This is a genomic window from Clostridium arbusti SL206 (assembly GCF_000246895.1).
GTDB lineage: Bacteria > Bacillota > Clostridia > Clostridiales > Clostridiaceae > Clostridium_I > Clostridium_I arbusti.
Window position 1 is genome coordinate 1 of the sequence record NZ_BAEV01000011.1, and the last position, 20,587, is coordinate 20,587.

At 28.4% G+C, this 20,587-nt stretch carries 16 protein-coding genes and 1 riboswitch; of the genes, 3 read left to right on the forward strand and 13 right to left on the reverse strand.

Annotated features, from left to right (window positions below):
* Positions 1–39: 39 nt before the first annotated feature.
* The 3 genes from htpG to RH99_RS03540 all read right to left on the reverse strand — a co-directional run bounded on the left by htpG (position 40) and on the right by RH99_RS03540 (position 3,654).
* The gene (gene htpG, locus RH99_RS03530; protein ID WP_010234045.1) at positions 40–1,920 is read right to left on the reverse strand and encodes a molecular chaperone HtpG; all 1,881 of its coding nucleotides are present in this window, start codon (positions 1,918–1,920) and stop codon (positions 40–42) included.
* A 399-nt stretch (positions 1,921–2,319) separates the two neighbouring features.
* Positions 2,320–2,550 (reverse strand): DUF3892 domain-containing protein, encoded by a 231-nt coding sequence (locus tag RH99_RS03535; protein ID WP_010234047.1) that lies wholly within the window; start codon positions 2,548–2,550, stop codon positions 2,320–2,322.
* A gap of 150 nt (positions 2,551–2,700) precedes the next feature.
* Complete coding sequence (locus RH99_RS03540; RefSeq protein WP_010234050.1) at positions 2,701–3,654, reverse strand: carbohydrate kinase family protein; 954 nt, start codon at positions 3,652–3,654, stop codon at positions 2,701–2,703.
* Positions 3,655–4,001: 347 nt separating this feature from the next.
* A riboswitch (cyclic di-AMP (ydaO/yuaA leader) is annotated at positions 4,002–4,135 on the forward strand.
* A gap of 1 nt (position 4,136) precedes the next feature.
* On the opposite strand from RH99_RS03540, the gene RH99_RS03545 reads away from it, so the two are divergent.
* Complete coding sequence (locus RH99_RS03545; RefSeq protein WP_010234053.1) at positions 4,137–4,982, forward strand: cell wall hydrolase; 846 nt, start codon at positions 4,137–4,139, stop codon at positions 4,980–4,982.
* 354 nt (positions 4,983–5,336) lie between these two features.
* A complete protein-coding gene (locus RH99_RS03550; protein WP_010234055.1) occupies positions 5,337–5,744 on the forward strand; it encodes a 5-fold beta-flower protein in 408 nt (135 codons plus the stop codon).
* A gap of 133 nt (positions 5,745–5,877) precedes the next feature.
* Here RH99_RS03550 and RH99_RS03555 read toward each other — a convergent pair whose 3' ends face one another.
* The 4 genes from RH99_RS03555 to RH99_RS03570 all read right to left on the reverse strand — a co-directional run bounded on the left by RH99_RS03555 (position 5,878) and on the right by RH99_RS03570 (position 10,876).
* Complete coding sequence (locus tag RH99_RS03555) at positions 5,878–6,813, reverse strand: NAD-dependent epimerase/dehydratase family protein (protein WP_010234057.1); 936 nt, start codon at positions 6,811–6,813, stop codon at positions 5,878–5,880.
* 46 nt (positions 6,814–6,859) lie between these two features.
* Positions 6,860–7,417, reverse strand: a complete 558-nt coding sequence (locus RH99_RS03560) for a GNAT family N-acetyltransferase (RefSeq protein WP_010234059.1) — start codon at positions 7,415–7,417, stop codon at positions 6,860–6,862.
* A 382-nt stretch (positions 7,418–7,799) separates the two neighbouring features.
* Positions 7,800–8,414: a serine/threonine-protein kinase gene (locus RH99_RS03565; protein WP_010234061.1), complete on the reverse strand. Its 615-nt coding sequence runs from the start codon at positions 8,412–8,414 to the stop codon at positions 7,800–7,802.
* On the reverse strand, positions 8,411–10,876 hold the full coding sequence (locus RH99_RS03570) for a WG repeat-containing protein (protein WP_010234063.1): 2,466 nt from the start codon (positions 10,874–10,876) through the stop codon (positions 8,411–8,413). The genes RH99_RS03565 and RH99_RS03570 overlap by 4 nt, the downstream gene beginning before the upstream one ends.
* Positions 10,877–11,148: 272 nt before the next feature.
* Between RH99_RS03570 and dapG the strand changes: the two genes are divergently transcribed.
* Complete coding sequence (dapG, locus tag RH99_RS03575; protein ID WP_010234065.1) at positions 11,149–12,369, forward strand: aspartate kinase; 1,221 nt, start codon at positions 11,149–11,151, stop codon at positions 12,367–12,369.
* 349 nt (positions 12,370–12,718) lie between these two features.
* Here dapG and speD read toward each other — a convergent pair whose 3' ends face one another.
* From speD to RH99_RS03605, 6 genes are all read right to left on the reverse strand, one after another.
* Positions 12,719–13,531 (reverse strand): adenosylmethionine decarboxylase, encoded by an 813-nt coding sequence (speD, locus tag RH99_RS03580; RefSeq protein ID WP_010234069.1) that lies wholly within the window; start codon positions 13,529–13,531, stop codon positions 12,719–12,721.
* Positions 13,532–13,738: 207 nt separating this feature from the next.
* Positions 13,739–14,983, reverse strand: coding sequence for a sensor histidine kinase (locus RH99_RS03585; protein ID WP_243441440.1), 1,245 nt, complete (start codon positions 14,981–14,983; stop codon positions 13,739–13,741).
* Between the two features lie 347 nt (positions 14,984–15,330).
* Positions 15,331–15,603 (reverse strand): hypothetical protein, encoded by a 273-nt coding sequence (locus RH99_RS03590; protein ID WP_010234074.1) that lies wholly within the window; start codon positions 15,601–15,603, stop codon positions 15,331–15,333.
* Between the two features lie 465 nt (positions 15,604–16,068).
* Entirely contained in the window at positions 16,069–17,310 is a 1,242-nt protein-coding gene (locus RH99_RS03595; protein ID WP_010234077.1) for a class I SAM-dependent methyltransferase, read from the reverse strand.
* A gap of 265 nt (positions 17,311–17,575) precedes the next feature.
* Positions 17,576–18,739: an MGDG synthase family glycosyltransferase gene (locus RH99_RS03600; RefSeq protein ID WP_010234080.1), complete on the reverse strand. Its 1,164-nt coding sequence runs from the start codon at positions 18,737–18,739 to the stop codon at positions 17,576–17,578.
* Positions 18,740–18,979: 240 nt separating this feature from the next.
* Entirely contained in the window at positions 18,980–20,419 is a 1,440-nt protein-coding gene (locus tag RH99_RS03605) for a DEAD/DEAH box helicase (RefSeq protein ID WP_010234083.1), read from the reverse strand.
* Positions 20,420–20,587: the final 168 nt, after the last annotated feature.

Consider the following 20,587-nt stretch of genomic DNA (forward strand, 5'->3'; position numbering starts at 1 on the left):
TAAAGCATTCTTTCACTGGTTATTTTTTAATATGATTTACTATATAAGTTTTGTTAATATTTTATTGCTTCTCGATATAAATTTAGCCATAGCTTCTCCATCAAGCTGTTTATGGCTCATCATAGCTAAATCATAGATATGTTCGCCTATTAATTTTATATCTTCTTTTTTACTTTCATCACTACTTTTTGACAATATAGCTTTAACTAGATTATTTTTTCTGTTAAGGACTAAAGTTTCATCATTTTGGAACATATTTGAAGTATCCATACCTTGGAACATACTGTTCATCTGCTGCATTCTTCTTGATTCCTCTGAAAGTAGTATTACTGCCGGAATATCCTCAGATTTTAGACTTTCCACATTTACTTTTACTTTATCATTACTTAAAATATTCTTAAATAGTCCCTCTAAAGTTTTAGTTTCTTCTTCTATTTCTTCTTTATTTTCATTGTCAGAATCCTTATCTTTAAGAGTATCAGATATATCAGAATCTATTCTGTTGAATTTAACTCCATTCTCCTTCATTTCAAGGAAATTTATAAAATGACTGTCTATTTTTGAATTTAAAATAATTGCCTCTAATCCATTTTCTTTAAACATTCTTATATATTGAGCTTGCTGTTTTTCATCATCTACATAGAATACTTTATTTTCATGCTTTTCTTTGTTAGCCTCTAAATATTCCTTTAGAGTCACATAATTTCCGTTAGTGTTCTTAAATATAATAATATCCTTTACTTTATCGTAAAAATCATCTTCTCTCATACAACCATATTTAATGAACATATTTATATCATTCCAGAAATTATTATAAGTTTCTCTTTCCTTCTTGTAAAGTTCTGTAAGCTTATCTGCTACTTTTTTACTTATATGCTTTGAGATCTTTGCTACATTTCTATCGTTCTGTAAGAAACTTCTTGAAACATTTAAAGGTAAATCTGCACAATCTATAACACCTTTTAAAAGCATTAAAAATTCTGGAATTACTTCTTTTATATTATCAGCTACAAAAACTTGATTATTAAATAGCTTAATTTGTCCCTCAATTGTATTCAATTCATGATCTAATTTTGGGAAATAAAGTATACCCTTTAAATTAAACGGATAGTCAACATTTAAATGTATCCAAAACAATGGATCTTTAAAATCATGGAATACCTTTTTATAAAACTCCTTATATTCCTCTTCTGTACATTCGCTAGGACTTTTCATCCATAATGGATGTATATCATTTAAAGGTTTATCATCCTCTTTATTTTCATCTTTATCTTTAGCTTTAGCATTTTCATTTTCTAAATATATTTCTGTAGGTAAAAATGCACAGTGTTTTTTGATTATTTCACGAAGCTTATACTCATCTGCAAATTCAGTACTCTCTTCATTTAAATGTAATACTATGGTAGTTCCTCGTTCAGTTTTATCAGAAGCTGACATCTCATACTCTGTACCACCACTACAAATCCATTTTACAGGCTCTGAACCTTCTTTATATGAAAGAGTATTTATTTCAACACTATCAGATACCATAAAAGCTGAATAAAATCCTAATCCAAAATGTCCTATTATCTGATTTGACTCATCCATTTTATCCTGATATTTTGCAATAAAATCTTCTGCCCCAGAAAAAGCTACTTGGTTTATGTATTTTTTCACTTCCTCATCAGTCATACCTATACCATTATCTATAAATTCAATAGTTTTTTTATCCTTATTAACTTTTACCTTAACAGAATATTTAGTATCGTCACTTACTTTAGCTTCTCCTATAGAGGACAATCTTTTTAACTTATTAACAGCATCACACCCATTGCTTATAAGTTCTCTTACAAAAATATCCCTATCTGAATATAACCATTTTTTTATTATAGGAAAAATATTTTGAGTATGAATTGAAATATTTCCTTTTTCTTGATTCACAAAAATCCCTCCTAATATTATTATATATAACAACTTAATCCTATGTTTTAAAATTTTTCATCATAGAATATTTTATTATTATATGAAAAATAAGTCAAGTTGCTTTATTGTTATATTATGTATATAACAATAAAAACATATTAATTGTATTTTAGAGGAAACTGCTTAGGCATGTGAAAATAAATAGTAAGTCAAAGATGCGACGAATATTTTGAAGTCTACAAGGAAACAGGTTCTGAGGATAGTGGGCTATCTGAGGGTTCTGCTGACGCAGTAGGATTAAAAATAGGCTAGCATACTGACTAGTTATTTATTTGAATATGCCTTAGTATGTTGAAAATTTTAGAGGGCTGTATAAAAATATACTTAATTGTATTTTTATACAGCCCTTTTTATTTATTAGAATGTGGGTTTACTGTCTAAATTATCACTTTCATCTCCATTAGGATTACTTCTTAAAAATTCTCTTCCATTTCTAGCTTTCCCAATGTTAACTCCATCTATATCTCCACTCTTTGTCATTGTAATAGCCTCTTCTATGGAATGAATACTTCCATTTTCAAGCATAACCTCTGTGATATCACCGTCTTTATTTTTCTTCACCTTAGATATTTTACCTTTATTACTCATGGTTATCCCTCCTGTATTATAATTAACAATAATTTGTTAATAGTATTATTTGAGATAACCATAATAAATATACCTATCTATATGTATATTTTAATAGGCCTAATTTAACAATTTATCATTTTATCATTTTTCATAATAATTTCATCTTTATTACATATTTTCTACTTCCTCAAGTGTAGGTAATGATGCTATTGCACCAAGTTTTGTGCAAACTATAGCCCCTACTTTGTTAGCAAATGTTACTATATTTTTTAGTTCGCCAAAGTCTTTGTAAAGCTCTTTTGAATTATTTAATAATGAAATCTTATAAAGTAAAGAACCTACAAAAGCATCTCCTGCACCAGTAGAATCAATGGATTTAATCTTAATACTTGGTACTATTTCTGTCTTCTCATCAGTACTAATCAAAGTACCATCTTTTCCCAAAGTTACTGCAACAATTTTATTTCCACCAGCTCTTAAAGCATCTACAGCTTCATACATATCCTCTTTACCAGTTATAATTTTTAATTCTTCATCACTAACTTTTATAAAATCTGCGAATTCAATACATTTCCTTGATATATTAACAAAATCCTCTATATTTCCAGCCCAAAGATTATCTCTAAAATTAGGATCAAAGGATACAAAAATCTCTCTCTTTTTAGCCTCTTGCATTATTCTTACATAGCTTTCTCTCATATCTCCACTAAGTAAAGCTGTTGCAGAGCCAAAGTGCATTACTTTATTTGAATATATTTTATCTAAATCTAATTCACTATATTTAAGGCATCCATCTGCCCCTCTATTAAATACAAAATCTCTTTCACCATTAGATTTAAGTGAAACAAATGCTAAAGTAGTTTTTTCAATTTTATCCATAAGTAGCATAGAGGTATCAACATTTAAAGTATCTAACGTATCTTTTAAAAATTTACCAAAAGGGTCATCTCCTACCTTACCAACAAAAGATGCCTTTCCCCCTAATCTGCAAATAGCAGCAGTAACGTTTGCAGGTGCTCCCCCCGCTTTTTTCTTAAAGTTTTCTCCTAGGTCTAGACTAGTATTTACATCTGAGCATATAAAATCAATTAATAATTCTCCTATACATAAAACATTATTCATATAAATTTTACCAAGATAAGCTTTAATATCTTGGCCTACACCTCCCTAATATTTTAATAATATAAAATGCCATGAAATTTAATTCTATGAATTAGATAGTATAAATAAAAAACTCAAACTAAAGTGAACTTCATAAATTCATTTTAATTTGAGTTCTACCTGCGTAACAGTTATACTTCCCATAAAGAATGTTAGCATTTTCATATATTTATGTCAATAAATTAAATATCTTTTTCATAATGTTTTTATAAATTATCATTATCCATAAAATTACTCCATAGTATTATTTCACTTGCTTTACCTATGATTTAATATAGCATACCAGTACAAGCTTTGTTACAATACCAATATAAATAAAGCCGAATCTCCATAAAGGAGTACGGGGGAAATCAATCTCTTGGGTGAATCTCATTAGACATATGAGTAGGGTACCTCAACCCGAACCCTTAAGCTAACCTCGAAGGCTAAGGAGGAAATTTTTTATGTTAAAATCAAACAAATTAAAGACGTTACTTTATACCTTTGGTATAACGCTAATGCTGGCTACGCCTGCGTATGCCAGCACTACTTACACTGTAAACCCCGGAGACTCGCTATTCAAAATAGGTAAACTATTTGGCACATCCTACACCACAATAATGAATGATAATAACTTGTCTAGCGATATTATATATCCTAATCAAGTATTTAAGGTTCATGCTGATACTTACACCGTTCAAAAAGGTGATAGCTTACTTTCAATATCCCAAAAATTCAATGTATCAATCAATTGGCTAAGAAAAGCAAATAATCAGTGGACAGACTTAATATATCCTAATCAAAAATTCAATGTACCTTCTACTGTAAAAACTGATACCAATACTTCAGTCTCTAATAAAAGTTCAAGTTCTAATGTAAAACCATTAGCAAAATCTAATACTACCTCTAAACAAACTACACAACAAACTTCTGCCAAGGTAGCTTACGCTCAAGCTGATGTAGATCTTTTAGCTAGACTTATTAACTCAGAAGCAGAAGGACAACCTTATAACGCTAAAGTAGCCGTTGGCGCTGTAGTACTTAACAGAATAAAAGATGCACGTTTCCCGAGCACAATAAGTGAAGTAATTTACCAGAAAGATGGATCTTATTATCAATTTACACCTGTTCTTAATGGTCATATAAATAAACCTGCAACTCAAGACTCTATTAATGCAGCTTATGATGCTTTAAAAGGCGAAGATCCAACTAAAGGAGCTGTTTATTATTTTGATGACAGTACCACTAATAAATGGCTTTGGTCAAAACCAGTAGCATTAAAAATAGATAGAATGATATTTACTTATTAAAAATGATAATTTTAAAGTCGTACAAGCCTTTATAGGTAAATGCGGCTTTATTTTTTATACTCATTCTATTCTACCTAATTTTTTTCATTACATTCCCCACTCTGTTAGGCATGTGAAAATAAATAGTAAGTCAAAGATGCGACGAATATTTTGAATTGAGCAAGGAAGCAGGTTCCGAAGATAGTATGGCTATCTAAGGGTTCTACTGACGCAGTAGGATTCAAAATAGGCTAGCATACTGATTAGTTATTTATTTGAATATGCCTTAATTAAATATTTAATATCCAATAATACTTAATAAGCATATATTATTATGGGATGATAAAGTAGTCAAACTAAAGGGGGGTAAAACAAGTGGAGAGAATATATAACCCAAAGGACTCAACTTGTGGATATTTACGAGGCAATGGAATTTATTGCAAAAAGAATAAGCTAATGGGGTATGTTTACGGAGCATATCTTTATAATTCTAATAGACAATTAGTAGGATATGTTGACGATGGTATTGTTTATAACTGTTATGGATACCCTGTTGGTTATGCTAGCCAGTCTGACTATACTGTTTATGATTCTAATCGTAGACACGTAGGCCACGTACACAGCACCTTTACTTCGTTAGTTGCTGCTGCTGGCTTATTACTTCTACTTGGCGGGATAATCGGCGGACGCAGAAGATATAATTATGGATATGGATATGGTTCCGGCTATAATAACTATGGTTACAATTATGGTTACAGTAACAATAGTGGTTTTTTCTGGTAGCCTTATAAGAATTTATTAAGTTTAAATGAAAGTTTGAAACATCTTTCTAGTTGGAATATTAGATTAATAAAAATTTTATTAAATCTCCATTTTTAATTTTTTATTCAACTGAGAAAGTTGTTTCATTACTTTCTTATATAATACTTTCACTTTTTGAATATTGTTTATAGTAATCTAAAGTTTCTTTAAGTCCTTCTAATATACTTTTTTCAGGTTTCCACCCAATAGCACTATTAATTTTATCATAGGTCATATAGCTATCCCTTATATCCCCTTCTCTTGAATCAGTATACACAGCTGTTACATCTTTATGTAAAATATGATTTATTGTACTTAGTAATTCATTAACGGTAATCTTAGAATTTGTACAAACATTAAATATTCCATGTATGTCAGATTCAATTGCCATTAAATAAGCCCTTGCCACATCTTTTACAAAAACAAAATCTCTTATTTGATATCCATCTCCATATATAAACGGTTTTTCATTATTCAATAGCTTTTCACAAAATATAGCTACTACGCCACCTTCTCCTGAATAATCCTGTCTTGGTCCATATACATTTGAACATCTTAAACTTACATAATCTATATTATAAAGCGATTTATAAACCTTTAAATAGTGTTCAACTGTATGTTTTGTAACTCCATAACCAGATAACATTTCAAGTGGATGGTCTTCATCTATTGGCAAATAAGATGGTTCACCAAAAATTGCTGCTGAAGCCGGATACAAAATCTTCTTTACATTGAATTTTCTAGATGTTTCTAATACATTTATGGTTCCAATAATATTTATACTTGCATCATTTATAGGATCAACTATAGAATTTGGTACACTTATTTGTGCTGCATTATGAATTACAAACTCTGGCTTCTCTTTTTCAAAAATCTTGGAAATATTTTCATCTCTTATATCCATCTCATAAAAAGTAGCTTTTGGATTTATATTTTTCTTCTTTCCATGAGTTAAATTATCAATGATGGAGACATTATAATCATTTTCAATTAATAAATCCACTATATGTGAACCTATAAATCCAGCTCCACCAGTTATTAATACATTCATTTTCTTCCTCCTCAAGTACCTCATTCAGGTATCTTCAAAGAATATATTATTTTTGGTTAAGTTTCAACCATTCCTCGTAAAGTATACCATATAAGTACATATCATACTTCTTACCGTCTCTTTGAACATACTCTCTAAAACAACCTTCTTTTACAAAACCAACTTTTTCATAAAGTCCGATGGCTGGTTTATTATAACTCAATACAGAAAGCTGAATTCTGTGTAAATTTAATTCATGAAAACCAAATTGTAAAATAAGCTGCATAGCCTCTGTTCCATATCCTTTACCTCTTATATCCGAGGCCCCTATGCCAATAGACAGAGTAGCAACTCTATTATTCCATGAAATACTATTTAAATCTATATATCCAATGAACTCATCATTCATTATACTTCTTATAGCAAACACATAATCATTACTGGATTTCTGCTTATCTTTAATCCAACTGCCAATATGCTCTTCACTATATGGATAGCTTGGAATTGTATCGAAAAGCCTTAGTGAATATGCATCATTATACCATTCATAAATTTTAGGTAAATCATCTTCATTTAACGAAGTTAATCTAACATTTTTTCCCTTCAACAAGCTGTTTATAAACAATTCATCATCTCCAAACCTAATAAATATTATATTTTTATATTAAGACATCTCAAGATAAATGACAAGTGTAAGTGAGTGTTATATATCTTACTAAAGTATGAACTTTGTAATACTTTCATTTGATTCTTATATTATCTATATCATATATAATCGTCTGAAATTCTTGAAACTATATAGTTATCTCTGTGATTAAACCCATTAGCTATTATTTCATTATATTTATATTCTTCACAAACTTTTTCTAATTAATTCCCCATAATAGTTTTATCTCCTAATAAGTTTGAATACTGTATGTTCTTAACAACTTTAGCAATACTCCTTTAAAATATAATGATTAAATCCTTAAAGGAGCATTGCCAAGCAATTATTATTTTCTATACAGTCAATCATCTTCTTCTGAAATTTCCCTTATATATTCACGAACTTTATGAAACCATCTCTTGTATAATTTTGGTCTTTTCTCCTTTACTATGTCCATAAAATAATCTAAAACTTCTAACTTTTCCAAACCCTTTGATAAATGTTTTGGAAAATCTCTGTCCTTAGAATAACATTTTTTAGGGTCTATAACCTTAACAGTGCCATCTGGTTGAACAAAAATATCCTTACATCGAATATCTCTTTTTCTAAATTTAAGTTTATCAAATTCCTCAAATAGTAGTATGATTTTTATGGCAAGTTCTCTGTTAAATCCATATTCCTTTATATAGTCTTTTAGGGATGTGCCTCCTACATAATCTCTTATCATATAATTTCCGCACCTGCCGTAGACTTTTGGAAAATATTTGTTTCCATTTACTTTACTTAAAATATAATATTCCCCTCTACAACTTTCCTCTGTAAAACACACCTTTATTACTTTACCATCAGGAAGTAAATATACAATCCCATTATGCCCTTTACCCAAAACCATACATTGCAAAAGATTTATATTAAAATTCTCTATATATTTTTTATAAGCGTTCTTTCTAGAATGCTTATTTTTATGTGTACTCAATTAAATGATCTCCAGAAACTTCCTTGTTTATCTATTATATCTTCAATGTCTTCAAACAATATATGGAATGTGGGAAATCCAGCTGCATAAGGGGCTATTTCATAAGGATAAAAATATATATTTAACATATTTTCAGAAATAAAAAATGGTTGATCTTTTTTTATACCTTTATACTGATCAAGCCATACATCTGAATCTGGACCTTGTGCCTTAATCTGTTTTTCAATAATACTGCTTAGTACTTTAACATAGTTGCTATTCTTTTTAAACAATTCTGATAGACTATATATTCTTCCATCTTTTAATCCCACATGAACATAGATTAGTGTAGGCATGCCATGGGCTGCTCCAAAAGGATAATTGTATCCAGATAATTCTAGAACTAATAAATCCTTTTTAAAATATTCTATAGAAAAATCTCCATAATAGTTATAGTCAAGTTCTTTTTTACTATCTATTTTCTTTACCTGTGCCAAGCTAGCAATTTTTTCATTTATATGTCTTTGTCTTTTTGTATCCTTAACACCTAAAACTTTAGGATAATATACCAAATAGTTTCTATTGGGATTATATTTAATTTCCTGCACCTTAAAGAATTCATTTAATTTAACATCACTGTTTTGTTGCCAAACTACTTCCCCAGATTTATTTAAATATGAAACTCTATTATCCACATTAGCTTTAATCAAGTTTTTTTCTAGATTAAGTGTTCCACTGCCTTTCACAATAGGTAAATTTGATACCTTTTTTCCTAACTTGTCAATAAAGAATGTGTTAGTATTATCATAAGCCGAAGCTAAATTATTTTCATAATTTGAAACTCCATAATAAACAAAGTCAGTAAGAACTCTGCCTTTGGTGTTTGCCAAGGCATATATTGAACCTTTGGTAGGATTATTTTTATCAATAGACTTTCCTACAGCCACCATGCCTTCGTTTAAAAGCTTTATATCATTATAAATTGGTTGTATTATATAGCTTCCTTCCCTATCAATCAAACCATATTTATTTTCAAAATCTGCAGATGCATTTACAATGGCTACATTGTCTTTAAAGTTTTCAACTGACCCAAATTTAGGCTCTATAATAACTTCCCCATTTTCATTTATATAGCCAAATTTTCCATCAAGCTTTTCCTTAAATAAAAGCAATCCATCACTTATATCTCCTACAAGTGGATAAGTAAATATCTTTAGAGTATTTCCATTAGGATCTATTATCTCATAATTTCCCTTTAGAACTTTAACCACTGCTTTACTATCTTTAAAATTATTTGCCACTTCATATTTTGAAGATATTACTACTTTTCCCAATCTATTTACGTATCCATATATCCATTGACCATTTGTATTTACTTCTACAAAGGTAGCTCTATTTTCTTGAAAATTACCAATATAATATTTATATTCAAATATCTTTTTACCTGTCTCTGAAAAAGCGTAGTATCCCTCCTTATTAGTGGCAATAGCTATGCCTTCGCTAAACTTTTCAATGTAATCATATTTGGGTTCTATAATAAACTTTCCATTTGAATCTATAACACCCATATCATTTTTAGATATTATAGCCAAACCATTATTTTGAAAATCCATTGCCGATTGAAAATCAGGTTTAATAATGAATTTTCCTTCACTATTAATGTATCCCCATTGAATACCATCTATAGTTCTAATAGAAGCTGGATAGATTTCCTTAGAGAAATAACCTATAATATTCCTTTTTCCCTCTGCTTTAGCTTTTAAAGCTAGAAATGCCGCTTTTGATGGATACTCCATATTTAAATTTAGTCCTTTATCTATTGATTTTAAGGCTTCTTTATCTTCTCCAGCTTTAATTTGTGCATCGGCTAAATAATACCAATAGAAGGCAGCATCTGGCATCTCTTTAACTTTCTTTTCATAGTACCTAACTACCATTTTGAAATAATCTTTATAAATATCCTTATCTACAAAAACCTTGTCACCGTCTATACCAAATACTTCTATTTTATAAGCCTCACCAGTATCATGCTGCCATATGGCAAAATCCTTTCTATTGCTGCCCTGTACCGAAAATATTTGTAAAATACTGTAATTCATATCTTTTACTATTCTCTTTAGTCCATAGGCCTTCCAAGTAAATATATTCAGTTCAGACCAAATTGATCCTATTTGCCATCCAACTACAATATCTTTCACACCACTATTGTCAAAATCTACATAGTCTAAATAGTTTATTCCCACCCCCTTACCTTTTATTGAAAATACACTACGCCATTGTCCATCATAATTTTTCAATACCATTAAGTAATAGTCATTTAATAGCTTGTAAGGTATTACCGCTTCTAAATTTCCATCTTTATCTAAGTCTGCTACTTTTATAGTAGAAACTTTTTGTGGATTAAGTGAAGTTATAAGTTCTGCCCCTTGAGGTAAAAATCTGATAAAATAATTTATATTTGTACTCTCATTATCTTGAAGCAATTAAATCCACTCCATTCTATATGCTTTCATATTTATTCTATGAAATATATACATAATTTGTGAATTAAAATTATCAATTTCATATTGACTACTAAATTCATATTATTAATAGTAGAAGTACATTTAAATATTACAGCTATTAATAAACTAGTATATATCCATATCTAAAATCACATTTTGCAATATTTATAGTATTTTATGCAATAATTTTTGCAAAACTTGTGTATATAATATTACTATATAAAAGTTATATAGATATTTGGAGGTTAAATATGAAAATAGTAGTACAAAAATTTGGTGGTACTTCTGTTTCCACCAAAGAAAGAAGATCATTAGTATTAGAAAAAATAATAGAAGCAAAGCAAAATGGCTATAGCCCCGTAGTAGTAGTATCAGCTATGGGTAGAAAGGGAGAACCCTACGCTACAGACACGCTTCTATCTCTTATAGATAATAGTTTTAAGGAAAATAATTTACAGGCAAGTGACTTGCTTATGGGCTGTGGTGAAATCATAAGTACTGTAATTATGAGTAATGAACTGAGTAGAAAGTCTATAGACTCAGTACCTCTACTTGGTGGACAGTCTGGAATAATTACAGATAATAACTTCAGTAATGCCTCAGTACTAAGAGTAGATACAAAAAGACTTTTAGCTATAATAAACCAAGGGAAAGTACCCATAGTTGCTGGATTTCAGGGATTAACTGAAGATGGATACATCACTACCTTAGGTAGAGGTGGCAGTGATGTTACTGCTTCTATCTTAGGTGCAGCATTAAATTGTAGCAAAATTGAGATATACACAGATGTAGATGGCATAATGACTGCAGATCCAAGAATTGTTAAAGATGCTTCGCTAATAAAAGAAATAAGTTATAATGAAGTTTTTCAACTTGCCGATCAAGGGGCAAAAGTAATTCATCCTAGAGCGGTACAAATTGCCGCAAAATCTAATATACCTTTAGTAATAAAAAATACTCTTAACCACTGTAGTGGAACTATAATAAATAAAGATGGTACTAATGAATATAAAGGTCTTATAACAGGAATAGCCAATATGAATAATAGAATTCAAATAAAAGTTTCAGTAGATGATAATAAAGGAAATGACAACTATTTTAACATTTTGAATATGCTTGCTGAAAATAAAATAAGTATAGATTTAATAAATGTCTTCCCAAAGAAAAAAATATTTACTATAAATAAAAATCAGTTTGATGAATTCATTTCAGTAATGAAGAATTTAAATATAAACTACACTCATGAAGACGATTGTAGTAAAATTGCACTTATAGGTAATGGAATGAAAGAAGTACCTGGCGTAATGGCAACTATACTAAAAACACTTACAAGAGAAGGTGTTGAAATTTTACAAACTGCTGATTCTAATACAACTATTTGGTGTCTTGTTAAAACAACCGCAGCAATTAAAACTATAAATGCCTTGCACAAGGAGTTTAAATTAGAGTACAAATGTAAATCTATAAACTAAACTTTAAACTGTAAATACATGTACTGTTTATTCTTATAATATAAACTAAAAATGGGTGTCTCACACTGTATTAGAGATCACCCGTTCTTCTTTGTAATTTTAGGCACATTCAAATAAATAACTAGTCAGTATGCTAGTCTATTTTGAATCCCACCACGTCAATAGAACCCTCAGATAGCTCACTATCTGAAGAACCTATTTCCTTGTAGGATTCAAAATATACGTCGCATCTTTGACTTACTATTTATTTTCATATGCCTTATAATCAATTGTTTTTCCCAAAATTTTCTTTATTAAATACAGTTTTATAAAATTAAAGTATAGCTGTTTAACATGATTTTATAATATACTAATTTATATTTATACCATAGAATATTTCTGTCATTTCTTTATCCAAGGCCTTCGTTATGTCATTCCTTTTTTCTTCATTTAAGCTTTTTTCTCTTACATCAAACAAGTAATTTTCTAGTTTTATATCCTTTAACTTCATCTTTGTATGAAATATATTAGATTGATATATATTCATATCAGTCAAAATATATTTATCTATAGTTCTATTAGCAATGAAATTCTGTATAGAATTTATTTTATGATCTATATAATGCTTTTGTCCATTTATATCTCTAGTAAATCCTCTAACTTTATAATCTATAGTAATAATATCTGAATCAAAACTATCAATTAAATAATCTAAAGCTTTAAGAGGTGAAATAGTGCCACAGGTTGCAACATCAATATCAACCCTAAAAGTACTAATACTATTTTGGGGATGGCTCTCTGGATACGTATGCACTGTAACATGACTCTTATCTAGATGCCCCACTAAATTTTCTCTTATCGGTGATATTATTCCCTTATTACAAGATGGATCAAGTACATATAAAGGTACTTCTTCTTCTGAAATCAGTAAAGTTACACTAGCACCTTGAGGTTCATAATCTTGCTTTGCAATATTTAATACACTGGCACCTATTATCTCTGTAACGTCCTTCAAAATACCTGTTAATCTTTCAGAATTATACTGTTCATCTACATATTCAATATACTTTTTTCTATCCTGGTCAGTTTCAGTATAACAGACATCATATATATTGAAGCTAAGTGATTTTGTTAAATTATTAAATCCATAGAGTTTTAATTTGTTGTTATCAACTGCCGACAATTTTCTCCACCTTTTCTCTTAAGACATAGGAAAATAAATAACTAGTCAATATAGTATTAACTTATTATTTATTTTCCTATGTCTAAATCTATTTTAAAATCAATCTAAATAAGTTATATGCATAATATTATCATATCTCTATCTACTAAAACAATATGAATTTTTATATTTTTAGTGCACATTAATCAAAAATATTTTTACTTATATTTATAGGTCAGAAAACTCTATTTCTATCTTTCTCATACTAATATCCTCTGGTTCAAAATTCTTTATATTTTCTTCATCAATAGTCTTACAAGGAAGTATTATATTAAACTTGCACCCATGATTTATATCACTCTCTAAAACAATCTTTCCATTGTGCATTTCAACTAAGGATTTAACTAACGAAAGACCTATCCCACTGCCTTCATTTTCTTTTAACATTCCATCTTTAACCTGGGTAAATCTGTCAAATATTTTTTCCTGCATATGTTTTGGTATACCAATTCCATTATCCTTTATTGATATAATTAATTTTTTTTTCTTTATACACATATAAACTTCTATATCCCCACCCTTTTGAGTAAACTTTATAGCGTTAGAAAGCAGATTTAATATTACCCTTTCAATCTTTTCCCAATCACAAGCCATTACTTTTTCTTCAATTTCCGTATCAAATATAATATTTATACCCCTATCTTCTGCAAAGGGTACAATGGAAAGAGTAGTATCTTCTATGAGCTTTACAATCTCAATATTGTGTAAATCTAATTCCATAAATCCCGCTTCAATCTTACTCATATCTATAAAATTATTTGAGAGTTTTATAAGTCTATAGCAATTTTGTTTCATGGTCTTAAGGTAATCTAATGTTCTATGTTTATTATCTAGCCTTTCTTTTGACAAGTTAAATTCAACTAGCTGAACACTACTAAATATAATATTTATAGGAGTTCTAAGCTCATGAGATATATTTGCTAAAAATTCAGCTTTTAACTTATCAAGTTCATTAGCCTTATTTATTATTTCTTCCTTATTTTTTACTTCTTCCTCAAGTACATTCATATGTTTGTTAAGATCCTTACGTTCATCTTCCATGGTAACTAATATAAGAATTAAAGAAGATGCCAAAGATTGAAGTACATAAAGAGCTAAATCCAAATTAGATGCATAGTTAATTACAAACATAATTAAAATCTGAAAAATCATTTGGGCTATGGGAAAAACAACACAACAAACTCCTAAAAACTTTCTACTTATGTTATTATTCTTACTTTTAAGCATAAGTATACCTATTACTACATAAATAGACATGATTAATACCTTATGAATGAAAACACTTCCCTGAGGAAAAAAATTTAGAGAATATATATCTACTATAACAATAATTAAAGCTGTACATTTATAGATTGGTTTTATAATAATATTTAAAAAATTGAGTAAAGCTAAAATTGCTATAAAATTTGCCATTAAAAAGAATAAAACTGTACTACTGCTAATAATATGATTGAATTGAATAATATTATTGAATATTGAGAAAATAACAGTAAATATGCCCAATATATGACTTACGGAAATTAAGTTTATATATTTTTTAGAATATATTGTATTAAAGGATATGCAGATAAGGGCTAAAGTTGCATAAATAAATAACATAATGAGAAAAAAAGTAATATCATGCATTCTAAACACTTCCAAAAATTATTTTTTCAACAAATTACATCAAAAATCATTATAAATACATTGTAACAGAATCCTCTAATACATTGTAACAAATTTTACAATTATTTAAATTAAAATATTTATATATAAGTCTATTAATCTTCTTCAACGGATATTTCTTCTATAACAAATTTATCAAAATCAATTTCATCTATGAAATGATTTTCATTAAATGTAGTTTTTCTTCTTCTATTGTATTCTTTTACATTAGGAGGCAACCAATAAGGTTTAGATATATCTAATTTATAACATAATTCTTTAATACACAATTTTAAATTATCTTGATAACTCCCATCTATATCAGAAACTGCTACTTCATTTTTTATAATTTTATTATTTTTTATAACTTTTCCCCATATTCTTATCATGTGATTCTCCTATCTAAAATTAAGTACCGTGTAATAAGTTACATTTAAATAAATAGTTAGTATGCTAGTATATTTTAAATACTACTGCGTCAACAGAACCCTCAGATAGCTCACTATCTTAGTCAACTGTTTCCTTGTATAATTCGTAATAGACTTCGCATCTTTGACTTAATATTTATTTTCATATGCCTTAAATTAACTTTTTAACTTATTTTATAATTTTAATTTTTACCTGTCAAATATATGTTAAAAGAAATTTTTATCCGATGTATAGTTATCCTCTATACTTTCACTTAGAGTATAAATAAAAAATAATCTATAAATATTCAATGAAATGTACTTAAACATTTCATTAAATATTTATAGATTATCTTCAAAATTCAAATTAAATAACGATGCAATTTAATCTAAGAATATTTTTTATATTTATTATGTTATTAAATTCCATACTAAATAGATTTTTATCTATTTATACATATATTCTCTTGTCAATGGTATATTGAATCCAGGCTTTTTAGGTGACTTACTTAAAAGCACTTGATATATTGATATAAGACCAGCTCTAAAGTTTAATGCACAACCTGTCATATATAATAGCCAAGCTCTATATGTTTTATCAGAAGTAAATCCTATTGCCTTATCTTTATTTTCCTGTAAATTTTTAACCCACTGAACTAAAGTTTTATAATAATGTTCTCTTAGGCATTCTACATCACAAATTTCGTAGTTTTCATCTTCCATTATGGATATTCCACCACTTATTGTATTTAATTCGCCACCTGGGAATATGTATTTTTCTATAAACTCACTTTCATCTTTACCTACTTGTGAATTTTTAGAATGAGTTATACCATGATTTAAGAATAGTCCATTCTCTTTTAAGAGCCTATGCATAGTACTAAAATAAACCGGCAAATTCTTTATTCCTACATGTTCAAACATTCCTATACTTACTATCTTATCGTATATGCCTTCACCTTCAACATCACGATAGTCTTTAAGTTCAACAAAACATTTTCCTTCAAGATTTTCATCTTTTATTCTCTGAGATACATATTTATACTGCTCTTCACTAATTGTTACTCCATGAGCTTCAACACCATAATGTTTTGCTGCCCAAGTAATCATAGTGCCCCATCCACAACCTATTTCAAGAAGTTTTTCACCAGGCTTAAGTCTTAATTTTTTACATATATGATCTACTTTATTTTCTTGAGCTGTAGTCAAATCATCTTCCTGATCCTTATAATAAGCACAAGAATATGTCATACTTGAACCTAAAAATAATCTATAAAAATCATTAGATATATCGTAATGATGGGATATATTTTCTTTATCTTTCTCTTTTGTATGTAAGCTTATACTTGGAAAAGAAGTTCCCTTTAATAATAGAGTAACCTTATCCTTATTTGATATTTCTATATCTTCAAACTGATCTTTTAAGGTCAAGGCCTCCATAATATTTCCTTCTATATCAAAAGTCTTATCCATATATGCTTCTGCAAAATTCATAGTTGTAGGATTGGCCAATATCTTTTTAAAGGTATTCTTATCATTGAACTTTAATACAAATTCTGGATTTTCTGTATAGTTAATAATTTCACCATTCCAAAATACTATATTGAAATTTTTCTTAGTTTGTTCAAAAATACGTCCAACTGCTTCAAGTAAATCTTTGTCTTTATTTTTCTTAGTATCAAAAGCCATTGTATCCCCTCCAAATATCAATACCAAAAAAATTTTTTACATGCTTAAAGCCTATAAAAAATTTTTTCAATATATTAATTATAATATTCCATTTTTTTTCATTCAAACGAGTATATTAAAAAAAAGCATAGTTGTAAACGTTTATTACTCTATAATTCTATGAAACAGTTCATTATTCTTCAATTTTTGCAATTTTTACTGCAACTTTAAATTACTATTGCAATTTTACATTTTTGTAAATATATATTTATTATTATAATACCTTTTAAACTAATCTTTCCAAATGTGCATCCATATTTGGATATTCATCCATAACTTTTAAATCAAAGGCAGCTTTTACAATGAAATCTGCAGTTTTCATTGTAGCTTCTGGATCTCTATATTGCCTTTGAGATTCCATTATTTCTCTTAACATCTTTCCATCTTCAGATAATAATTTCTTAACTGCATTATTTAAATTTCTATAATCCTTACATACTATTCCCAAATTATTTTCCTCTATATAATAAGAATTTTCACTTTCTTGACCTAAAAGTTCACCAGTAATTATTATTGGTAAATTTGAAGCAACAGCTTCCATTAGAACATTTGGGCTTCCACGGGTAATTAGTATGTCCACTTCTTCCATAAGTTTATTCACATTATTGACATATCCATAAACCTCTAGTCTTTTACCATACTTTTCACTAAGTTTATTTTCAAGTTTATTTTTCATAACAGAATTCTTTCCTGCAACTATTTTAACATTACAGTTAAAGTTTTCTAATAAAATTTCTGCAATGTTGCCAAGTTTACCTACCCCTTCTCCTCCACTCATAAGAAGAAAATTCAAAGCATTCTCGGCATCATTATTTATAATAAGATTTTTTCTATTCTTTTTATTATAAAATCTTGATCTTACAGGAAATTTATCAATTATCACTTTTAATTCATCCGCACCAAAATCAATACATCTTTTCTTAGCTTCTATTGTGGGAGCAATTATATAATCTGCCCTTTTGTCCACCCACAAGGGTGTTATACTTATTAAATCAGCTAGCAGTGTAATAAAAGGTATGTTGTATCCATTTTTATACAATATATTTAATACCGGTGCATTAAAATTAGGATGTATAGATAATATTAAATCTGGTTTCTCTTCATTTATAATTTTTAAGAATCCTTTTTCCATTGAAGTTTCAGTAAACTTAATCATAACTTCAGGTTTTCTTAATGAAATATTCCATACAGCTTTCCATATGACTCTTGCTCTTCTAGTTAAAAATCCATAGGACTTACTAAAAGTACTTAACAATATTCCATTTGTAGCAAAGCCTTCAATAACTTTTACATTTACATTAGGAATATTTTGAAACTGTTCTATTAGAGCCTCAGCAATACTTTTATGACCAGATCCAGTGTTATTTGAAGATATAATTAATATATTCACGATTTTGCCTCCTTATTTCATATAGAGATAACTAAAATCTTCAAAAATGTATTAGTATTAAGTAAAATTTTAAATTATATTATTTTAAGATTTGTAATAATTATAAATATATAATGATTTCAAAATAGATTAATTAAAACCTATTTTATACACCTTTATTATGCAATAACTAATATAGAAATGCAATAGTTCTATACTTCCAATACATCAAAATTTTATAACTATTACACTTATTTACATTTACCTTTGTGCTTTTTCACATCTGATTTTTTTACCCTTAATAGTCTTTTTCTTCAATGCCTCAAGTACTAAAGAACCTTTGCAATTTAGTATATCAATATAAGATAGATTATCTTGTATATCTATTATACCTATGTCCGCAGCTTCTACCCCATTTATATTAGAAATAGTACCAACTATATCTAAATTTCTTATTTTTTTCTTTTTACCGGCATTTATATATATCTTTGTTATGTCCTTATCTATTTCAAAACTTTTTTTCTTCTTTAACTTAGGTTTATTTTTAATTCTATCATAAAATAGTTTTTTACCTTCTTCTATATCTTTTATCTCAGGTAAAACCCCTTGTTCTATGGTTCTGCCAATATATTCTTCAATTTCACTCAAAAACCTGGCTTGATTAGGTGTTGCAAAACTTATAGCCTTTCCCGTGTTTTCTGCACGTCCTGTTCTTCCTATACGATGAACATAGCTTTCCTTTTCAAAGGGTATATCATAACTTATAACATGAGTAATATTATCTATATCAATTCCTCTAGCTGCTATATCTGTAGCAACTAAAAAGGTGAATTTCCCTCTTTTAAAATCTTCCATTACATTTAGTCTATCCTGTTGAAGCATTCCACCATGAATTAACCCGCAAGGAAATCCCTTTTCCTTTAACTGCGAGAATAGATTTTCTACAGTGTTTCTCGTACTACAAAATATTATACAACTATCAGGATTTTCACTATATATTACCTTTTCCAGCAAATCAAGCTTTTCTCTTCCCTCAACATAATAATAGTAGTCTTCTATTTTTTCAGTTATTGCCTTTTTAGATTTTATATTTATTACTTCTGGTTCCCTCATGTACTTATTGCAAAGTAATTGTATATTTTCTGACATAGTAGCTGAAAATAACATGGTCATTTTATTCTTTGGTAATTTATTGATTATATCTTTAACTTGATCTATAAATCCCATATTAAGCATCTCATCGGCTTCATCAATAACCAAATACTTTATCCTACTTAAGTCTATTGTTCCTCTCTCAATGTGATCCATCGTCCTTCCAGGAGTACCCACTACCACATGAACTCTTTGTTTTAATTCCTTAACTTGAGATGAAAAAATCTGCTTGCCAAAAACAGCTGCACATCTAACTTTTTTAAATCTTCCTATATTGGATATATCTTCCTTGATTTGAACGCATAATTCCCTAGTTGGTGTAAGTATCAATGCCTGAGGATAGCTATTTTCTATCTCTACCTTTTCACATATAGGTATGGCAAAAGCAGCAGTCTTTCCACTACCTGTTTGAGACTTTACTATTATATCTTTATTCTTCAAAACTAAGGGTATTACTTTTTCTTGAACTTCTGTAGGATTTTTATATCCAAGCTTATCTAAACATAATATAATCTCATTATCTATGTTAAATCCATTAAAATTTGCCATTATTACTTACCTCTTACTATATTTATTTTAGATATATTTAAATAAATAACTAGTTAGTATACATCACATCTTTAACTTGCTATTTACTTTGGAGCGTCTTATATATTTTTCTCTAATAAATACGGACCAGCTTTAATGCTGGTCCGTATTTATTAACTTTTACTGATT

Coding starts and splice junctions, on each gene's coding strand:
- RH99_RS03605 (WP_010234083.1), bottom strand. CDS start 20,419: ATGGCAAATTTTAATGGATTTAACATAGATAATGAGATTATATTATGT.
- RH99_RS03585 (WP_243441440.1), bottom strand. CDS start 14,983: ATGGCAAATTTTATAGCAATTTTAGCTTTACTCAATTTTTTAAATATT.
- dapG (WP_010234065.1), top strand. CDS start 11,149: ATGAAAATAGTAGTACAAAAATTTGGTGGTACTTCTGTTTCCACCAAA.
- RH99_RS03545 (WP_010234053.1), top strand. CDS start 4,137: ATGTTAAAATCAAACAAATTAAAGACGTTACTTTATACCTTTGGTATA.
- RH99_RS03555 (WP_010234057.1), bottom strand. CDS start 6,813: ATGAATGTATTAATAACTGGTGGAGCTGGATTTATAGGTTCACATATA.
- RH99_RS03590 (WP_010234074.1), bottom strand. CDS start 15,603: ATGATAAGAATATGGGGAAAAGTTATAAAAAATAATAAAATTATAAAA.
- RH99_RS03535 (WP_010234047.1), bottom strand. CDS start 2,550: ATGAGTAATAAAGGTAAAATATCTAAGGTGAAGAAAAATAAAGACGGT.
- RH99_RS03540 (WP_010234050.1), bottom strand. CDS start 3,654: ATGAATAATGTTTTATGTATAGGAGAATTATTAATTGATTTTATATGC.
- RH99_RS03595 (WP_010234077.1), bottom strand. CDS start 17,310: ATGGCTTTTGATACTAAGAAAAATAAAGACAAAGATTTACTTGAAGCA.